The 17,109-nt window shown below is 64.4% G+C and carries 14 protein-coding genes; 7 read left to right on the top strand and 7 right to left on the bottom strand.

Features of this window, described 5'->3' with window-relative positions:
- Window positions 1-98 precede the first annotated feature (98 nt).
- Together ribB and J2R76_RS16360 are read right to left on the bottom strand one after the other, a co-directional pair.
- Complete coding sequence (ribB, locus tag J2R76_RS16355) at window positions 99-1,175, bottom strand: 3,4-dihydroxy-2-butanone-4-phosphate synthase (protein WP_028334516.1); 1,077 nt, start codon at window positions 1,173-1,175, stop codon at window positions 99-101.
- A 264-nt stretch (window positions 1,176-1,439) separates the two neighbouring features.
- Window positions 1,440-3,173: a cation:proton antiporter gene (locus J2R76_RS16360; RefSeq protein ID WP_057015201.1), complete on the bottom strand. Its 1,734-nt coding sequence runs from the start codon at window positions 3,171-3,173 to the stop codon at window positions 1,440-1,442.
- Window positions 3,174-3,232: 59 nt separating this feature from the next.
- Here J2R76_RS16360 and J2R76_RS16365 point away from each other — a divergent pair, with 59 nt between their 5' ends.
- Together J2R76_RS16365 and J2R76_RS16370 are read left to right on the top strand one after the other, a co-directional pair.
- Window positions 3,233-3,775 (top strand): DUF3124 domain-containing protein, encoded by a 543-nt coding sequence (locus J2R76_RS16365; protein WP_375162624.1) that lies wholly within the window; start codon window positions 3,233-3,235, stop codon window positions 3,773-3,775.
- A 60-nt stretch (window positions 3,776-3,835) separates the two neighbouring features.
- Window positions 3,836-5,074, top strand: a complete 1,239-nt coding sequence (locus J2R76_RS16370) for a PLP-dependent aminotransferase family protein (RefSeq protein ID WP_168857204.1) — start codon at window positions 3,836-3,838, stop codon at window positions 5,072-5,074.
- Between the two features lie 246 nt (window positions 5,075-5,320).
- On the opposite strand, the gene J2R76_RS16375 is transcribed toward J2R76_RS16370, so the two are convergent.
- Window positions 5,321-6,601: an amidohydrolase family protein gene (locus J2R76_RS16375; protein ID WP_253587669.1), complete on the bottom strand. Its 1,281-nt coding sequence runs from the start codon at window positions 6,599-6,601 to the stop codon at window positions 5,321-5,323.
- Between the two features lie 232 nt (window positions 6,602-6,833).
- Between J2R76_RS16375 and J2R76_RS16380 the strand changes: the two genes are divergently transcribed.
- The gene (locus J2R76_RS16380) at window positions 6,834-7,064 is read left to right on the top strand and encodes a hypothetical protein (protein ID WP_050387960.1); all 231 of its coding nucleotides are present in this window, start codon (window positions 6,834-6,836) and stop codon (window positions 7,062-7,064) included.
- Window positions 7,065-7,133: 69 nt separating this feature from the next.
- Here J2R76_RS16380 and J2R76_RS16385 read toward each other — a convergent pair whose 3' ends face one another.
- From J2R76_RS16385 to J2R76_RS16400, 4 genes are all read right to left on the bottom strand, one after another.
- On the bottom strand, window positions 7,134-7,952 hold the full coding sequence (locus tag J2R76_RS16385; protein WP_057015422.1) for an aldo/keto reductase: 819 nt from the start codon (window positions 7,950-7,952) through the stop codon (window positions 7,134-7,136).
- Window positions 7,953-8,118: 166 nt separating this feature from the next.
- Window positions 8,119-9,699: an alkaline phosphatase gene (locus J2R76_RS16390; protein ID WP_057015423.1), complete on the bottom strand. Its 1,581-nt coding sequence runs from the start codon at window positions 9,697-9,699 to the stop codon at window positions 8,119-8,121.
- A 314-nt stretch (window positions 9,700-10,013) separates the two neighbouring features.
- Window positions 10,014-10,445, bottom strand: a complete 432-nt coding sequence (locus J2R76_RS16395; protein ID WP_253624186.1) for a hypothetical protein — start codon at window positions 10,443-10,445, stop codon at window positions 10,014-10,016.
- A gap of 125 nt (window positions 10,446-10,570) precedes the next feature.
- Window positions 10,571-14,044 (bottom strand): indolepyruvate ferredoxin oxidoreductase family protein, encoded by a 3,474-nt coding sequence (locus J2R76_RS16400; protein WP_253624187.1) that lies wholly within the window; start codon window positions 14,042-14,044, stop codon window positions 10,571-10,573.
- Window positions 14,045-14,260: 216 nt separating this feature from the next.
- On the opposite strand from J2R76_RS16400, the gene J2R76_RS16405 reads away from it, so the two are divergent.
- The 4 genes from J2R76_RS16405 to J2R76_RS16420 all read left to right on the top strand — a co-directional run bounded on the left by J2R76_RS16405 (window position 14,261) and on the right by J2R76_RS16420 (window position 17,050).
- The gene (locus J2R76_RS16405; RefSeq protein WP_229190636.1) at window positions 14,261-15,211 is read left to right on the top strand and encodes a hypothetical protein; all 951 of its coding nucleotides are present in this window, start codon (window positions 14,261-14,263) and stop codon (window positions 15,209-15,211) included.
- A gap of 47 nt (window positions 15,212-15,258) precedes the next feature.
- Window positions 15,259-15,813, top strand: a complete 555-nt coding sequence (locus J2R76_RS16410) for a carboxymuconolactone decarboxylase family protein (RefSeq protein ID WP_057015427.1) — start codon at window positions 15,259-15,261, stop codon at window positions 15,811-15,813.
- A 1-nt stretch (window position 15,814) separates the two neighbouring features.
- Window positions 15,815-16,615, top strand: a complete 801-nt coding sequence (locus J2R76_RS16415) for an SDR family NAD(P)-dependent oxidoreductase (protein ID WP_057015428.1) — start codon at window positions 15,815-15,817, stop codon at window positions 16,613-16,615.
- A gap of 216 nt (window positions 16,616-16,831) precedes the next feature.
- Window positions 16,832-17,050: a hypothetical protein gene (locus J2R76_RS16420; protein ID WP_076828992.1), complete on the top strand. Its 219-nt coding sequence runs from the start codon at window positions 16,832-16,834 to the stop codon at window positions 17,048-17,050.
- Window positions 17,051-17,109 lie beyond the last annotated feature (59 nt).

The raw sequence follows: 17,109 nt of genomic DNA on the forward strand, positions 1-17,109 counted from the left end.
GAATTGGGACCTTCGTCATTCCGGGGCGATGCGTCAGCATCGAACCCGGAATCACAAGATTCCGGGTTCGCGCTATCGCGCGCCCCGGAATGACAGTGCTAGGTCTCCAGCTTCTCGTTCGACACGATCTCGATGCCGAAACCTGACAATCCCTTGTAGTCATGCACCGACGAAGTCAGGTGCCGGATCGAGGTGACGCCGAGATCACGCAGGATCTGTGCGCCGACGCCGACCTCGCGCCACTGCCTGTGGCGATCGGCCTCCGCCGTCTTCTGCTCGCCAACCGGCTCGACCGGAACACCGGCGGCACCATCGCGCAGATATACCAGCACGCCGCGGCCGGCATCCTTGAAATGCCGCAGCACGGCTTCCATTCGCGCCGGCCCGGTGAACAGGTCTTTCACGATGTTCGGCTTGTGCAGCCGCGTCAGCACGTCCCGGCCGTCGCCGATGCCGTTATAGACGAAGGCGGCATGCATGATCTCGTCGAACGGCGAGCGATAGGCGTAGCCCTGCAGCGGGCCGATCGGGCTTTCGGTGGTGAAGGTCGCGACCCGTTCGATCAGCTTCTCGCGCGCCTGGCGATAGGCGATCATGTCCGCGATCGTGACATGCTTGAGCTTGTGGGCGGCGGCGAATTTGGCGACCTGCTCGCCCTTCATCACGGTTCCATCGTCGTTCATCAGCTCGCTGATGACGCCTACCGGCGGCAGGCCGGAGAGCCGGCACAGATCGACCGCCGCCTCGGTGTGGCCGGAGCGCAGCAGCACGCCGCCGTCGCGCGCGATCAGCGGGAAGATGTGGCCGGGACGCGCGAAATCATTGGCGCCGGCATTGGGATTGGCGAGCGCGCGGCAGCAGGAGGCGCGTTCCTCGGCCGAGATGCCGGTGCCACCATCGGGCTTGTAGTCGATCGAGACCGTGAAGGCGGTGGTGTGGTTGGACTCGTTGTGCGCCACCATCGGGTCGAGCCGCAGCCGGCGGGCATCCTCGGTGGTGATCGGCGCGCAGACGATGCCGGAGGTGTGGCGGATGATGAAAGCCATCTTCTCCGCCGTACAGAACGACGCCGCGACGATCAAATCGCCCTCGCCTTCCCGGTCGTCATCGTCGGTGACGACGACGAGTTCACCCTTCGCAAAGGCTTGCAGCACTTCCTGGATCGTATCGGCCATTGTCCTGACATCTCGCTATATGCAGGCAGTGGATTAGCCGGGTTCCGATGTCAGCGCCAGTATCATTATGCAACCCGCCATGCATCCGGCAGGGATACCAGGAGGGGAGATTTCACCTCTCCCAAAGGGAGAGGTCGGATCGCATCGCTCGATGCGATCCGGGTGAGGGGTTCAGCCCTCTCGTGGGACTCGAGCCCCCTCACCCGCTGCGCAAATCGACCTCTCCCCGATGGGGAGAGGTGATGGACAGCCTTGAGACCGGCGTTACGGCAGCACCTCGCGCCGGTCGCTGAGCTGGGCGTCCAGCTCGGCGCGCTTGTCGTCGAGCAGGCCGGCGTCGGCCGCCTCGATCACGGAATAGAGCTCGCCGGCGTCGCTGAGCCGGGTCACCGTCACGTAGTCGGCGCCGGCGCTGTAGAGGTCGTCGACGCCGGTCAACAGGTCCGCGGTGGCAACGATCCGCGCGGTCGGATTGAGGGCGCGGACGTGGCGCACCAGCTTCTCATTGTCGGCGCCGACCAAGAGGAAATCCGGCACGCTCAGGATGATGATCTCGGCCTTGCCGATGCCGGCATGAACCAGGGTGTCGACATTGCTGATGTCGCCATAGATCACATGCATGCCGCGGTCGGACAGCGTGCGGAACACCAGCGGGTTGAAATCGATGACGCTGATCTGCTCGAGCAGCGACTGGTTCTGCCGCTCGATCTGGCTGATCAGCGCGCTCGCCGCGCGGAAAAAGCCGAGGATGACGATGCGCCGGATCTCGCCATGTCCGCCCTCGTGCCCGGCCTCGCCGCGGCCCTGGCCTTCCTGATCGAGGTCGCGCAGCCCGATCCGCTTCAACGGACCGATCAGGCCGCGCACGATCTGGTCGCTGCGCCCCATCGCGAAGGTCGAGAGCACCGCCAGCACGACGAAGGCGAACGAGGCCGCACTCGCGGTTTCGGTTCCGATGTGGTTGGCGGCGACGCCGGTCTGGATCACGACCAGCGAGAACTCGGAGATCTGCGCCAGGTTGATCGCCGGCAGCAGGCTGGCACGCAGGCCCTGCTTCATCAGATAGAGCGGCGTGAACGTCGTGATCAGGCGGCTCGCCACCGTGAAGGCCGCGATGACGAGCGCAAGCCAGATCACCGAGAGGCCCGGAATCGGGATCGTCATGCCGAGCGCGACAAAGAACAGCGTGATGAAGAAATCCCGCAGCGTCGTGACCTTGGCGGTGACGTCGAGCGCATAGGGAAAGGTCGAGATCGAGACGCCGGCGACCAGCGAGCCCATCTCGCGCGACAGATGCAGCCGCTCGGCGATCTCGCCGATCAGGAAGCACCAGGCGAGCGCGCCGAGCAGCACGAGCTCGGGCCGCCGCGCGATCTGGTGGAACAGCCGCGGCAGCACGTAGCGGCTCAGCACCAGCGCGGTCGCGACCAGCACCGCGACGCGGGCAATCGACAACAGCACGACGCTGATCTGCAGATTGTCGAGGCTCGGCTGCACCGCCAGGAACAGGATCGCGAAGATGTCCTGCAGCACCAACACGCCGAGCGTGATGCGGCCCGGCAGCGTATCCAGCTCGCGCTTCTCGTAGAGCACCTTGACGATGATCACGGTCGACGACAACGAGCAGGCGACGCAGAGATAGATCGCGTCGAACTTGCCGCCGCCGACCGCAAGCCCGATAGCGGCAAAGAACGCCACGCCGATCAGGCAGCCGCCGATCAGCTCGCCGGCTCCCGCGAACAGGATGACCTTGCCGGCACGGATGATCTTCTTGAGGTCGATTTCCAGCCCGATCATGAACAGCATGAAGATCAGGCCGAGCTCGGAGATGACGCTGATCGATTCCTGGGACTTGACCCAGCCCATGCCGAATGGACCAATGAAAAAGCCGGCGATAAGGTAGGCCAGTATCAGCGGTTGCCGGGAGAAGTGGGCGAGCAGCCCAATCCCCCAGGCAAACAGGATACAGAGCGTGATATCGGGAATCAGTTCATGCATGCGTCAAAGACTTCCTGTTGCCGCAACCTAGAGGGCCGGGCGTGAGGATCAACCGAGCAATGTGTCACATCCGCGCAGGCGGCATTTTTCTCGCAGTTTTGCTCTGCCTGCTCACCGTGCGCATGTCAGAGGCGCTAGCACAATCCTCGGCAAGTATTGAACAAAATTTCGCGAACTCGTTGACGACGGTGCCATCGGAGGGCCTCACCGCCTCCGGTGCATTCTACGTGCCGGTGTATTCCAGCGTGTCGATGAGCCAGGGCAAGCTCAGGGCCGATTTTTCGGTGACGCTCAGCGTGCACAACGCCTCCGAGACGAAGCCGCTGGTGCTGAAGCGGATCGCCTATTTCGACACATCAGGCAAGATGGTGGAGAGCTACCTTAAATCGCCGGTCGCGCTAAAACCGTTTGCGACCGTCGAGGTCGCGATCGCCACGACCGATACCCGCGGCGGCACCGGCGCGAATTTCGTGGTCGATTGGGCGGCCGCCGGCGAGATCGCGGAACCGGCGGTCGAGGCCTTGATGGTCGGCAGTGTCGGCGCAGGGCACTACGCCTTCATCAGCCAGGGCCGGCCGATCCGGCCGGTCGGCAAGAACTAACCTCATGGAAGGCCGCTTGCCGCGGCCTTCTCAACGATAACAACACGGAGCGAAACGTCCATGTCCACCTCAGCCCAGTTCGACTTTACACCGCTACTCGCGGCCGGCCTGCCTGCCCCGGCCGCACGCTGGACCGGGCTCGCCAAATACAGCTTCGTCGGCGGCAACAACGATCCCGACCAGGTCCCGGTCGACGGGCTGCTGGAGGCGGTCAACGCCGTGTTGAAGCGCGAGGGCAGGAATCTGGCGACCTACAATCTCGCGCACGGGCCGCAGGGCTATCTGCCGCTGCGCCAGTTCCTGACCGAGAAGCTGAAGCGCGACGCCGGGATTGCCTGCACGCCGGACGAGATCATGATCGTCTCCGGCTCGCTGCAGGCGCTCGATCTTGTCAATCACACCTTGCTCGCCAAGGGCGATACCGTGCTGATCGAGCAGGAAACCTATCAGGGCTCACTGAACCGGCTGACACGGCTCGGCGTCAATGCGGTCGGCATTCCCCTCGATGGCGAGGGCATCAGGATCGATGCGCTGGCTGCGGCACTCGCCGATCACAAGCGGCGCGGCATCACGCCGAAATACATCTACACCATCCCGACAGTGCAGAACCCGACCGGCTCGATCCTTCCGGAGAGCCGCCGCGCCGGGATGCTGAAGCTGTCAAGGGAATACGGCGTGCCGATCTTCGAGGACGATTGCTATGCCGATTTGATCTGGAACGGCGAACGGCCGCCCGCGATCTATGCGATGAGCAAGCATGGCGGCGTGATCCATATCGGCTCGTTCTCCAAATCGATCGCGCCTGCGCTACGGGTCGGCTTCATCGTCGCGCCCTGGGGGATCATGTCGCGAATGCTGCCGCTGAAGACCGACGCCGGCTCCGGCGCACTGGAGCAGATGGTGCTCGCGGAATATTGCGCACCGCATTTTTCGACCCATGTGCCGCGCCTGACCAAGGGCCTGCGCGCCAAGCTCGATACGCTGATGGAGGCGTTGAACGAGCAGTTCGGCACCGCGGCCGAATTCGAGGCGCCCAAGGGCGGCATCTTCCTCTGGGTCAAGCTGCCCGACAATGTCGACACGCTGAAGCTCTATCAGGCGGCGCTTGCCGCCGGCGTCTCGATCAATCCGGGACCGGAATGGTCGACCAGCAAGGCCCATTCCGGCAGCCGGCTCCGCCTCTGCTTCGCCAGCCCCTCGCACGAGCAGATCCGCGAGGGCGTTGCCGCGCTGGCCGAGGTGTGCCGCAAGGAGTTCGGCGTGCCGGCGCGCAGCAGCAATGTGGAGAAGCGCGGCTAAATCATGATGACTTTGCGCTGAAGCGAGTTGCGGACTCCGATTCACCTCGCCCCTGCGGGGAGAGGTCGGAACGCATCGTCAGATGCGTTCCGGGTGAGGGGGAGCCTCCGCAACCTCGGCTATCACCGGATATGCGGAGGCAGCCCCTCACCCCAACCCTCTCCCCGTAAGAACGGGGCGAGGGAGCGCAGCGCGCTTGCGGTCGCCATTCGATCTGATCTCATCATGCTCTACGGATCTGCGCGCCTACCTCACCGAGAACGGCGCCTGATAGGGCCGGCCGAACGGCACGCCGTTGACCACGGTCTGCACCGGCTTTAGCAGCAGATTGCCGTCGCGCTTGTTGTTGCGGGTATCGACGAAGGAGACCGGGCCTTCGACGAGATCCATGATCGCGACGTCGCCGGGCGCGCCACGCTGCAGCGTGCCGACCTTCGGGGTCCGGTTGATGATCCGCGCCGGCGCCGAGGTCGCCATCGCCACCACCTGATCCAGCGACGAGCCCATCGCCAGGAACTTGCTCATCACGTTCGGCAGGAACGGAATGCCGGGCGAGTTGCCCGAGAAGACGTGGATGTCGGAGGAGATCGTATCGGGCGCGCAGCCGGCGGGGATCGCGACTTCGGCCACCGTGAAATCGAAGCTGCCGCCGCCATGGCCGACGTCGAACAGCACGCCGCGCTGCTTGGCCGCGAGCGCCGCCGGCAACAGCTTGCCCTCCTGGACGATATTGGTGAAAGCGCCGGACATGTTCGGCGCGCCGGAATAGGCGTGGGTCAGGATATCGCCCGGCCGCAGCAGATCGAGGATGTCGGACATCAGCTCCCTGGTCTCGACGCCGCCGATATGTACCATCATCCGCGCCGGCCAGCCGCACATCTCGCAGGCCTGGATGCCGCGCTTCAGCGGCTCGAGGCCGTGCTTGAAGATGACGTTTTCCGACATCCGCACCTTGACCCCGATCAGGAAGTCGGGGTTCTCGGCCAGCGCCATCGCGCAGGCTTCGACCTGGGCGTTGTCGATGTTGTAGAGCTCGGCCACCGGGAATGCCGACAGGCCGTTGTTGGCGATGTGGACGAAGGCGTAGATCCGCGCCCGCGATTGCGCGACGATGAAGCGCCGCAGCGCCGCGAGGTTGTTGACGCCGGCGTCGCCCGCCGAGACCACCGTCGTGGTGCCCTGGAATTGCACCAGCTCGTCGGCGGGAATGCCGATCGCCGATCCGTACGGGTAGACGTGGCAGTGCAGATCGACCAGACCCGGCATCACGAGCTTGCCCGACGCGTCAATGGTCCTGGCGGCGCGAGCAGCCGGGATCTCGTCTTCGATCGCCTCGATGATGCCCCAGCGGATGCCGATGTCGCGCTTGCCGCGCAGCGACTGGCTGGGATCGATGACATCGCCGTTCTTGATCACGAGGTCGAACTTGTCGTCCGGCCCCATCGCCGCAGCGGCCGGCCTCGCGATGGCTGCGGCAGCGGCCGATCCCGTCACTTTCAAAAAATCCCGGCGTGAAAATTCGCTCATGGCAACGTCCCCCCGAACATTGATTTTTATGGCGCGATGATGCGTCGGACGCAGCGGTTAGGCAAGGCCGGGAAAGCCGCCCGTGCGCTCGCTCATCGGTTGTGCGCACCAACACGCGACGGCAGCAGCGTTCGAGGCAGTTGCTGAACAAGCGTTCAGAAAACTCCTCTGATTCCTGCGGAACGTTTCAACCTCCGTACGGTTTTCTCTTCGCTTATTTGAGGAGGATGAGATGAAAAAGATTGGCTTTGTTCTCGCGGCGGTTGGTGCGCTTGCGGTGGCCGTTCCGTCGATCGCGAGCGCCGAGACGGTCGTGATCAGACATGGCGGTCATCATCACTGGGACCGCGGCTGGGGCGCACGCGCCGAAATGCGCCATGACCGTGGCTGGCATCGCGGTTGGCATCATGGCTGGCATCACGGCCATGACCGGACGGTGATCATCAAGCGTCATCACTACTAAGGACCGACACAACGGAAAATGGCTCCTCACGGAGCCATTTTCTTTTCTGCTTCCTCAGGGCCAGCGGCCTCAATCCCACGCCGGCGCAAACCCCGGATTGACGCAGCGCATGTCCTTGGGCAGCGCGGCAATCGCCTTGCGGTCCGCGTCGTCGAGCTTGACCTTCAGTGCGTCGAGATTGGCCTTTTGGCTTTCGGCGCGCGAGGCTTTCGGAATAGCCGCCACTCCATCCTGATCGAGCAGCCATTTCAGCGCCACCTGCGCCGCGGTCGCATCATGCTTGCTGCCGATTTTCGCCAGCGTCTCGTCGGTGGCGAAGCGGCCCTGGGCGAGCGGACAATAGGCCACCAGCGGGATCGATTTCGCGGCGAGATATTTGCGCACCGGCGTCTGGTCCAGCATCGCGTGATATTCGATCTGGTTGCAGGCGATCGGCGCCTTGATGTCCTCGACCACGGTCTTGAGCAGCGCGGTGGTGAAATTGGCGACGCCGATCGCGCGAGTGCGGCCTTCCTCCCTCAGCTTCATCAGCGTCTCGAAGACGGCAGGCAGCTTCATACTCCGCGACGGCCAGTGCACCAGATAGAGATCGACGTGATCGAGCCGCAGCTTCTTCAGGCTGGCGTCGAACGCTGTCCGGATCGCATCCGGCGCCAGGTTCTCGTGCCAGACCTTGGTGGTCACGTGCAGGTCCCTGCGCGCGACATTCGAGGCAGCGATCGCCGCCCCGATCGCCTCTTCATTGCCGTACATCTCGGCGGTGTCGATATGCCGATAGCCGAGCCCAAGCGCGCTCTCGACCGCCGCGCGGCAGGTATCGCCCTGCATGCGGAAGGTGCCGAGCCCGAGCTGCGGCAGGCTGATGCCCTGTGTCTGCAGATTTTCCATGGATAGCTCCTGACGCGTGGGACGCCGATGCCATCGACGACGTCACGCCAGCAAATCGTTTCGTGGGAATGAAATTGGCAGGACTGCCGACACGCAGTCTGCCCGCAAACCGGGCCCTCGGGCAAGACGCCGGCAATCAAGATGTCGCGACGGATCAGAGACGGCGCTAGATGTGCTGCGCCATGATCTGGCCGGGCCGCGCGTCCGGCCGCGGCTCGATATAGACCGACCAGAGGTCGTGGTTGTCGACGTCCTTCAGCGTCACCGTCATCACGCCGGTCTTGCCGTCGATGTCGACGCGGCCGAAGAATTGCAGCCCGAAGCACGGCGCGAGATTGTCGCCCTGCTCGGCCGAGCAGCCCTTCTGGTACATCGCCTTCGGGCCAAAGGTGTTGTCGAGCTCGCCCGGCGACCAGGTGCCGGCATGCAGCGGACCGGAGACGAACTCCCAGAACGGCTCGAACTCCTGGAACACCGCGCGGTTCGGATCATAGTGATGCGCGGCGGTGTAGTGCATGTCGGCGGTGAGCCACACCGTGTTGCGGACCCCGGCGCGCTTCATGAAGGACAACAGATCGGCGATCTCGTGCTCGCGCCGCGCGGGCGGCCCGTCGCCGAGCGCGACCGCATCGAGGCTGACGAGGCCGATCGGCAGATCCGCCGCGATCACCTTCCAGACAGCATCCGACGCCACCAGCTCCCGCTTCAGCCAGGCGAGCTGGCTCTGGCCGAGGATGCAGGCGTGGTCCGGATCGCCCTGCTTGTTCCAGCTGGAATCGCGATAGGAGCGCATGTCGATGATGAAGACGTCGAGCAGCGGCCCGTAGGGAATCTTGCGGTAGACGCGGCCATCGCGCTCCGGCATCAGCCGCATGGGCATGAATTCGTGGAAGGCGCGGCGTGCCCGTGCCACCAGGCGCGAGCTGCCGTCCGCCTCATAGCCGGTCGCATCGGTGGTGCCGAGTGGCGACCAGTCGTCGGCCACCTCGTGGTCGTCCCACTGCGCGAACATCGGCACCTCGGCGTGGAAGGCGCGGAAACTCTCGTCGAGCCAGTTGTATTTGTAGTTGCCGCGAAACTGATCGAGGCTCTGCGCGACGACGGATTTCTCCTCGGTGACGATGTTGCGCCAGATCTCACCGTTTGGGAGTTTCTGCTCCGACGGCACCGTGCAATCGGCGTAGATGTGATCGCCGGAATGGATGAAGAAGTCCGGACGCTCGTCCAGCATGGTGCGGTAGCTGCGCAAGCCGCCGCGCGCGGGGTCGATGCCCCAGCCCTGCCCGACGACGTCGCCGGACCAGACGAACGAGACGGGACGCCGGTCGGCCGGCGCGGTTCGGAAATGGCCGACCCGGCTTTCGCCTGATGTGCCCTCGCGGTCCTCGAAGCGCACGCGATAGAACAGGTCCTGGCCCGGCGGCAGGCCGTCGAGCAGCAGCTTGGCGGTGAAGTCGCGCTCGGGCAGCGCATCGGCGGACACGGTGCGCAGGATGCTGGCGAAGCTTTCGACCGCGGCGCATTCGATGTGCATCCGCGCGGCGCGATCGGCGCGCGCCCAGATGACAGCGGAATCGCTTGCCACGTCGCCGGACTGGATGCCCGCAATCGCGGGCCGATCCGCGGCGCGGCTCAGATACGGTCTTGCCAGCGCGCCGAATCCCGCCAGCGCCGCGGTCGACGCCGAGCGCACCAGAAGCTGGCGCCGGGTGAGGCCTCGCCGCCTCGCGGAGTTCGCTGTCGGCATCGAATAACCTTCGTCGAATCGCACCGAAGGTTTTGCCTGCGCTCCTTGACTCCGGCCTTACGGTTTCTTGACTCTCCGCCGACGGTTTTGCGACGGCGGGATGACTCGGGGGCGGCTGCTGGGACGGCGGCCCCGGATATCGAGCGCTCAAGCACCAAACCCGTCATCCTGAGGAGGTCGCGAAGCGGCCGTCTCGAAGGATGAACGGCCCGTCCGTGGCCGATCCATCCTTCGAGGCTCGCTTCGCTCGCACCTCAGGATGACGGGTCAAGGATTGACGCACTTCGAGAAAGCAGAGGCGCGAGAGCGCCGCCTCACCGATGCCAGTTGCAGATGCCGCCGGTGCGGCACGGCCAGGTCTGGATCCGTGTGTCACGGGCCTCCGCATCGAGCGGGTTCGAGTGGCGGCGCGCGAGCTTGGCACGGGCGGGCACGCGCGCTTCCGCGCGCTTCTTCTCGTGCGGCGCGGTCACCCTGGTGGTCCGCACGGCTTTCTTCGGCGCGACTTTCGGCTCCTCGACCTGCGGCTCGACATTCGCATGCTGATCGGGGCCATGGTCGGTCTTCGCCTCGACCGGAACGGGCTCGAACTGCGCCGCCGGGCCAAGCGGCTTCGGCGACAACACTGCGCGTGAAAGATCGAGGCTGAAGAACTCGCTGGGGCGATACTCGTCAGCCAACGCCACGCCGCCCAAAGCCAGGCACGCGGTACAAACGGTTGCAACAAAAGCGTTTTTCAGGACCATCAAACGGCCTCCTGAAATCACTCGAACAGACAGCCATCATGTAGGGGCTCGGGCGTACGAATCCAGCCACCGCTTGCAGGCAGGGTTGCCGGTCAACCAGGGCGGCTGTGGAAAGTTCCCCGGCCTTACTCCGCCGCCTGCGCCAGCGGCTGGCTGATCGCGCGCTCCAGCCGAGCGCATTCGGTGCGGTAGCGGGCGACGTTGCCCTCCTTGATGTGGCCATAACCACGCACGAGCTCCGCAGCCTTCGCCAGCGCCACGAGGCGCGGCAAGTCGAGCGGCTTCTTGCCGTCGAGGTGACGCAGGATCATCGCCGAATACTCGACCGGCAATGCGCGCTCCATCTTGCGCTCGGCGGTATAGCCGAAGATGTCGAAGGCGGTGCCGCGCAGGCCCTTCAGCCTTGCGAGCATGCCGAACGCCGTGAAGATCCACGGACCGAATTCACGCTTCTGCAGCCGCCCGGTGACGGGATCGCGCTGGGCCAGCAGCGGCGGCGCCAGCAAGACCTTCAAGCCGGAATTGCCTTGGAATTGTTCCCTCAAGGCCTTGCTGAACTCGCCGTCGGAATAGAGCCGCGCGACTTCGTATTCATCCTTGTAGGCCATCAGCTTGAACAGGCCCTTTGCGAAGGCCTCCGTCAGGTCCTGCGAGCCCGGCGCGGCCGCCGCCTCGGCGGTGCGGACGCGCGCTACATCGTCGAGATAGCGCCTGGCGTAGGCCGCGTCCTGATAGTCGGTGAGGAATTTGGCGCGGAACGCGATCGCCTCATCAAGCGTCTTCTTGGCCGGCGCGGCGCCGGCGCTCTTGAAGCGTGCGGCGCTGACCACGCGTTGCAGATCATGCGCGGCGAGCCGGCCCCACGAGAACGCGGTCTTGTTCATCTCGATGGCGGCGCCGTTGAGCTCGATCGCCTTCAGGATCGCTTCCAGCGACAGCGGGATCGCGCCGCGCTGAAAGGCAAAGCCGAGCATGAAGGCGTTGGTGGCGATGCTGTCGCCCATCAGCGCGGTGGCAAGCCCGGTGGCATCGAGGATATCGAGGTCGCCAGGCGTCACCGCGCCGTTTAGCGCATCGCGCATCGAGCTGGCTTCGAAGTCGATATCGGGATCGATCACGAAGCTCGCGGTCGGCAAGAGATCGGCGTTGACCACGGCGCGGGTGACGCCGCGCTCGGCGCGGCTCAGCGCCGGCACGCTGGTGGCGACGACGAGGTCGCAGCCGAGGATCAGGTTGGCATTGCCCGGTGCGATGCGCACCGTGGTCAGCATGTCGGAGGCGGGCGCGAGCCGGACATGGCTCATCACGGCGCCGTTCTTCTGCGACAGGCCGGTGAAGTCGAGCGTCGAACAGGCGAGCCCCTCGACATGCGCGGCCATGCCGAGCAGCGCGCCGATGGTGATCACACCGGTGCCGCCGATGCCGGTGATCAGGATGTTGTAGGGATTGCTCAACGCGGCCACAGGCGGCGTCGGCAAGTCGGCGAACAACGCCTTGGGATCGGCGGCAGCGCGGTCCGCCTTGCGCAGCTTGGGGTCCTGCACCATCACAAAGCTCGGGCAAAAGCCCTCGATGCAGGAGAAATCCTTGTTGCAGTTCGACTGGTCGATGCGGCGCTTGCGGCCGAGTTCGGTCTCCAGCGGCTGCACCGAGACGCAGTTCGACGCCACCGAGCAGTCGCCGCAACCCTCGCAGACGCGCTCATTGATGAAGACGCGCTTGGCCGGATCGGGGAACAGCCCGCGCTTGCGGCGACGGCGCTTCTCGGCGGCGCAGGTCTGGTCGTAGATCAGGACGGTGAGGCCCTCGATCTCGCGCAGGATGCGCTGCACGGCATCGAGCTCGCGGCGATGATGAATGGTAGCGCCGGCCGGGAAATAATTGGCGGGATATTTGTCTGGATCGTCGGAGACGATCGCGAGCCGCTTGGTGCCCTCCGCCCAGACCTGGTGTGCGATCTGCGACACCGTAAAGCCGCCCTCGGCCGGCTGGCCGCCGGTCATCGCAACCGCATCGTTGTAGAGGATCTTGTAGGTGATGTTGACGCCGGCCGCGGCCGCTGCGCGCAGCGCCAGCAAGCCGGAATGGGTGTAGGTGCCGTCGCCGAGGTTCTGGAACACATGCTGTTCGCTGGTGAACGGCGCCTGCCCGATCCAGCTCACGCCCTCCGCGCCCATATGCGAGATGGTCTGGGTGTTGCGGTTCGGCACCGACAGCGCCATGCCGTGGCAGCCGATGCCAGCCATGGCGCGGCTGCCCTCGGGGATCTTGGTCGACGAGTTGTGTGGGCAGCCCGAGCAGAAATACGGCGTGCGCTGCAGCTTCGCGGTGCCCGTGCCCTCGGCGGGGCGATCGAACGCCTCGAGTTTTGCCAAACGCTGCTCCAGCAGCGGGCTGCGGTGACCGAGCCGGCGCAGCCGCGCCACCACGGCGGCGGCGACCATGGTCGGCGTCAGCTCGCCCTCGCTCGGCAGCAAGGGAGCGCCGCTCTCGTCGCGCTTGCCGACCACCGAGGGACGCTTGGAGGCGTCCATGTTGTAGAGGATGCGGACCAGCTGGTCCTCGATGAAGCCGCGCTTCTCCTCGACGACCAGCACATCCTGCAGGCCCTCGGCGAAGGCGCGCGCGCCGCGCGCTTCGAGCGGCCAGGTCAGCGCCACCTTGTAGATGCACAGCCCGAGCGCCTGCGCATCGGCATCGGTGATGCCGAGATCGGCGAGCGCCTGGCGCAGATCGAGATAGGCCTTGCCGGTCGCCATGATGCCGAGCCGCGCCGGCTTCGAATCCAGCACGATGCGATCGAAGCGGTTGACGCGGGCGAAGGCCGCGACCGCCTCCATCTTGGGCCCGTGCAACCTGCGCTCGGCTTCGAGCGGCGGATCCGGCCAGCGGATCGAGAGCCCGTCCGGCGGCATCTCGAAATCGTCGGGCATGATGATCTTGATGCGATCGGGATCGCTGACGATCGAGGCCGAGCTTTCCACCGTCTCGGAGATCGCCTTGAAGCCGACCCAGCAGCCGGAATAGCGCGACAGCGCGAAGCCGAGGATGCCGAGGTCGAGATAATCCTGCAGCGTCGCCGGATTGACCACCGGCATCAGCGCCGAGGCGAACACCTGCTCGCTCTGATGCGCCAGGGTGGAGGATTGGCAGCCATGGTCGTCGCCGGCCAGCGCGATCACGCCGCCGTTCGGCGAGGTGCCGGCGGAATTGGCGTGCTTGAGCGCGTCGAGTGAACGGTCGACGCCTGGGCCCTTGCCGTACCAGATGCCGAACACGCCATCGACCTTGGCGCCGGGGAACATGCCCACCTGCTGGCTGCCCCACACCGCGGTCGCCGCCAGATCCTCGTTGAGGCCCGGAACGAAGGCGATGTCATGTTCCCTGAGGAAGGATTTCGCCCGCCACAGCGCGTGGTCGTACATACCGAGCGGCGAACCGCGGTAACCGGAGATGAAACCGGCGGTGTTCAGCCCGTGCGCGCGGTCGCGTTCGCGCTGCAACATGGGCAATCGGACCAGCGCCTGGGTACCGGAGAGGAAGATTCGTTTCGTGTCCAACCGGTACTTGTCGTCCAGTCCAACTTCCATCAACGCCATCAGTTTCCCCGTCAGTCAGCCACGCCGGTCCGGACCGGTCTGATTATCTTCCGAAATGATCATGCATCAGCATGCACTGATTTTGTTATGCATGAACAGCCCCGTTCCATGGCCGCAGCACATATCTCATGTTGCGCATGCGAGGCCTTGTCGTTCTGCAAGGCCTTGCCGAACCCCGGCATCTTTGAAACGGTGGCGCGCAAAGGGAGACCAAGGATGATTACAGTCGAATCCGCGTTCACGACGGAAATCTTGGAGAACGGCGATCTGCTGGTGGGTCCCTGGCGCAGCCCGAAGCAGATGCTGCAGGCCCAGACCTACGACTCCCACGCCTCGATTCACGACGATGCAACCGCGCAGAAGCTCGGCTTTCGCGGCGGCACGATCGAGGGACCGACCCATTTCAGCCAGTTCGCGCCGCTGTGCGAGCGGATCTGGGGCCGCGCCTGGTTCATCACTGGCTGCCTATCCGCGCATTACCGCAACCCGGTGTTCGAAGGCGAAGAGGTGCAGGCCCAGATCGAGAAGCCGAAGCCGGGCCAGACCGTTTGCACGATCGGGATGGTCAGGCGCGACGGCACCGAGATCCTGCGCGGCACCGCCTCGATCGATGGCAACGGCAGCGAGACGGCGCTCAGCCGCCGGCTCGGCGAATTGAAGCCGCTGACCGATCCCGTGATCCTCGCCGACATCAAGGTCGGCATGAAGACGCCGCGGCAGGCGATCAAGATGGATTTCGACCAGAACATGGGCGATCTCTATCCATTTTCGCTGGCCGAAAAGCTCAAGGTGATCACCGAGCCTTCGGATTATTATTCGCTGGAGCACAATCCCTGGGGCCGCGCCATCATCCCGATGGAGATGCTGAGCGTGCTGTTCCAGTACCGCGCGCGCGAGGACCGGCTGCCGGTCCGCGGCCCCGCCGTCGGGCTGTTCGCCGACCAGGAGATTCGTCTTCTGCGCGGGCCGCTCTTCCCCGGCGAGACCTATTGGGTCGAGCGCGAGGTCGTGGCGCTTTCCGGCAGCAAGCGCACCGAGAGCATGTGGGTGCGCTCGACCGTGTTCGATGCCGACAACGCGGTGGTCGGAACGATGCTGCTCAACGGCGCCAGCATGAAGGATTCCTACGCCAACTACGAAAGCGAGCACAAAGCCCTCTACGGCTGAAACAACAGCCGCCTCTTCCGCAAGCCGCCGAAACAAGGACAACAACAATGGCCCGCCTGCCCTATCTCGAAGCCGATCAGGTCGCCCCCGAATATCGCGACATGCTCAAGCGCAACACCAATCTGCACAAGCTGCTGGTGAACTCGCCGGACATGGCGCGCGCCTTCAACGGCGTCGGCGGCTATATCCGCTTCAAGAGCAAGCTCGATCCGCGCTTACGCGAACTCGCGATCCTGCAGGTCGGCTGGCTCGAGCAGTCGGAATACGAATTCACCCACCATGTGAAGATCGGCAAGGAGTTTGGCGTCACCGACGAGGATATAAAGGGCCTGATCGCGGAGACCAGTGGCCAGCCGTCGAAGCTCGAGCCGCTGGCAAAGGCGATCCTCAAGGGCGCCCGCGAGATGGTGCGCGAGCTCGCGATGTCGGAAGCGACCTTCGCCGAGATCAAGCAACATCTCTCCGACGAGCACATGACCGATCTCGTGCTGACGATCGCATTCTACTGCGCCGTGGTGCGGGTGCTCGCCACCATGCAGATCGACAACGAACCTTACTACAAGGAGGTACTGCAGCAGTACCCGCTACAGGGAGTGAAGTGAGATGCGCCTGCAAGATCGCGTCGCCATCGTCGTCGGTGCAGGCCAAAGCCCCGGCGAGGGCATCGGCAACGGCCGCGCCACCGCGCTGACCTTCGCGCGCGAAGGCGCCAGGGTGCTGTGCGTCGATTACAATCTGGCTTCGGCGCAGGAGACGGTCGACCTGATCGCGGCCAAGGGCGGGACTTCAGTCGCCTTCAAGGCCGACGTCACCAAAAATGCTGACATCAAGGCGATGGTGGCGGACGCACATGGCCGCTGGGGCAGTGTCGACATCCTGCACAACAATGTCGGCGTCAGCCTCTCCGGCGGCGATGCCGAACTGCTTGATATCACCGAGGAGGCGTTCGACCGCTGCGTGGCGATCAATCTGAAGAGCTGCATCCTCGCCGCCAAGCATGTGATCCCGATCATGCGCGCGCAGCAGCGCGGCTCGATCATCAACATCTCGTCGATGGCCGCGATCACGACCTATCCCTACGTCGCCTACAAGGCGACCAAGTCGGCGATGATCGCCTTCACCGAACAGCTCGCCTACCAGAATGCGCAATATGGCATTCGCGCAAACGTGATCCTGCCGGGATTGATGAACACGCCGATGGCGGTGGACACCCGCGCCCGCGAATTCAAGAAGAGCCGCGCCGAGGTCGAGGCCGAGCGCGACAGCAAGGTGCCGCTGCGTCACAAGATGGGCACCGGCTGGGACGTCGCCAATGCCGCGCTGTTTCTCGCCTCCGATGAAGCAAACTTCGTGACCGGCGTCACGTTGCCGGTCGATGGCGGCGCAAGTGTGCGGCGCGGTTAATCGAGACGATTAACCTGTGTGACAATTTGGGATTAATCAATGTGACGAAATCACGCGTTATTGCGCCGCAATGATTCGAAAAAATTGAAGTATTCCAATGACACGGCGATGTGACGACGCGTCCACATAAATCGAAATCCTGACTCGTTGTGGTCGCACGAAATTCATCTGCGCTCTGTATCTCGCACGCCAAGAACTTCTGGAGTGCCTGGACCGATGAGCGAAGAATTCGAACTCAGACCCGATCAGTGGGATGCGCTGAAAGCGTTGCGGGCTCCCGCAGCAAACCCTTCACGGCTGAACAGGTTCGCCGTCGAAAGCCTGATCACGCTCGGCTATGTCGCCGTGCGCGGCGATTCGTTTGAGCTGACACCCGCGGGCCGCAAGGTGCTGGTCCGCGGTTCATCACAATTGCTGCTCGATATCGCAGCCTGATTCCGTTCGAAGCTGACACGAACGAGAGCTTCAGTTTTGATTGAATCAAAGCTGAAGCT

Origin of the sequence: Bradyrhizobium sp. USDA 4532 (assembly GCF_024171315.1) — a bacterium.
GTDB lineage: Bacteria > Pseudomonadota > Alphaproteobacteria > Rhizobiales > Xanthobacteraceae > Bradyrhizobium > Bradyrhizobium australafricanum.

Bases quoted from the DNA above. Each gene is read 5' to 3' on its own strand.
- J2R76_RS16415 (WP_057015428.1), top strand. From the start codon at position 15,815: ATGCGCCTGCAAGATCGCGTCGCCATCGTCGTCGGTGCAGGCCAAAGC.
- J2R76_RS16400 (WP_253624187.1), bottom strand. From the start codon at position 14,044: ATGGCGTTGATGGAAGTTGGACTGGACGACAAGTACCGGTTGGACACG.
- J2R76_RS16365 (WP_375162624.1), top strand. From the start codon at position 3,233: ATGTGTCACATCCGCGCAGGCGGCATTTTTCTCGCAGTTTTGCTCTGC.
- J2R76_RS16385 (WP_057015422.1), bottom strand. From the start codon at position 7,952: ATGGAAAATCTGCAGACACAGGGCATCAGCCTGCCGCAGCTCGGGCTC.
- J2R76_RS16360 (WP_057015201.1), bottom strand. From the start codon at position 3,173: ATGCATGAACTGATTCCCGATATCACGCTCTGTATCCTGTTTGCCTGG.
- J2R76_RS16370 (WP_168857204.1), top strand. From the start codon at position 3,836: ATGTCCACCTCAGCCCAGTTCGACTTTACACCGCTACTCGCGGCCGGC.
- J2R76_RS16380 (WP_050387960.1), top strand. From the start codon at position 6,834: ATGAAAAAGATTGGCTTTGTTCTCGCGGCGGTTGGTGCGCTTGCGGTG.
- J2R76_RS16390 (WP_057015423.1), bottom strand. From the start codon at position 9,699: ATGCCGACAGCGAACTCCGCGAGGCGGCGAGGCCTCACCCGGCGCCAG.
- J2R76_RS16395 (WP_253624186.1), bottom strand. From the start codon at position 10,445: ATGGTCCTGAAAAACGCTTTTGTTGCAACCGTTTGTACCGCGTGCCTG.
- J2R76_RS16405 (WP_229190636.1), top strand. From the start codon at position 14,261: ATGATTACAGTCGAATCCGCGTTCACGACGGAAATCTTGGAGAACGGC.
- ribB (WP_028334516.1), bottom strand. From the start codon at position 1,175: ATGGCCGATACGATCCAGGAAGTGCTGCAAGCCTTTGCGAAGGGTGAA.
- J2R76_RS16410 (WP_057015427.1), top strand. From the start codon at position 15,259: ATGGCCCGCCTGCCCTATCTCGAAGCCGATCAGGTCGCCCCCGAATAT.
- J2R76_RS16420 (WP_076828992.1), top strand. From the start codon at position 16,832: ATGAGCGAAGAATTCGAACTCAGACCCGATCAGTGGGATGCGCTGAAA.
- J2R76_RS16375 (WP_253587669.1), bottom strand. From the start codon at position 6,601: ATGAGCGAATTTTCACGCCGGGATTTTTTGAAAGTGACGGGATCGGCC.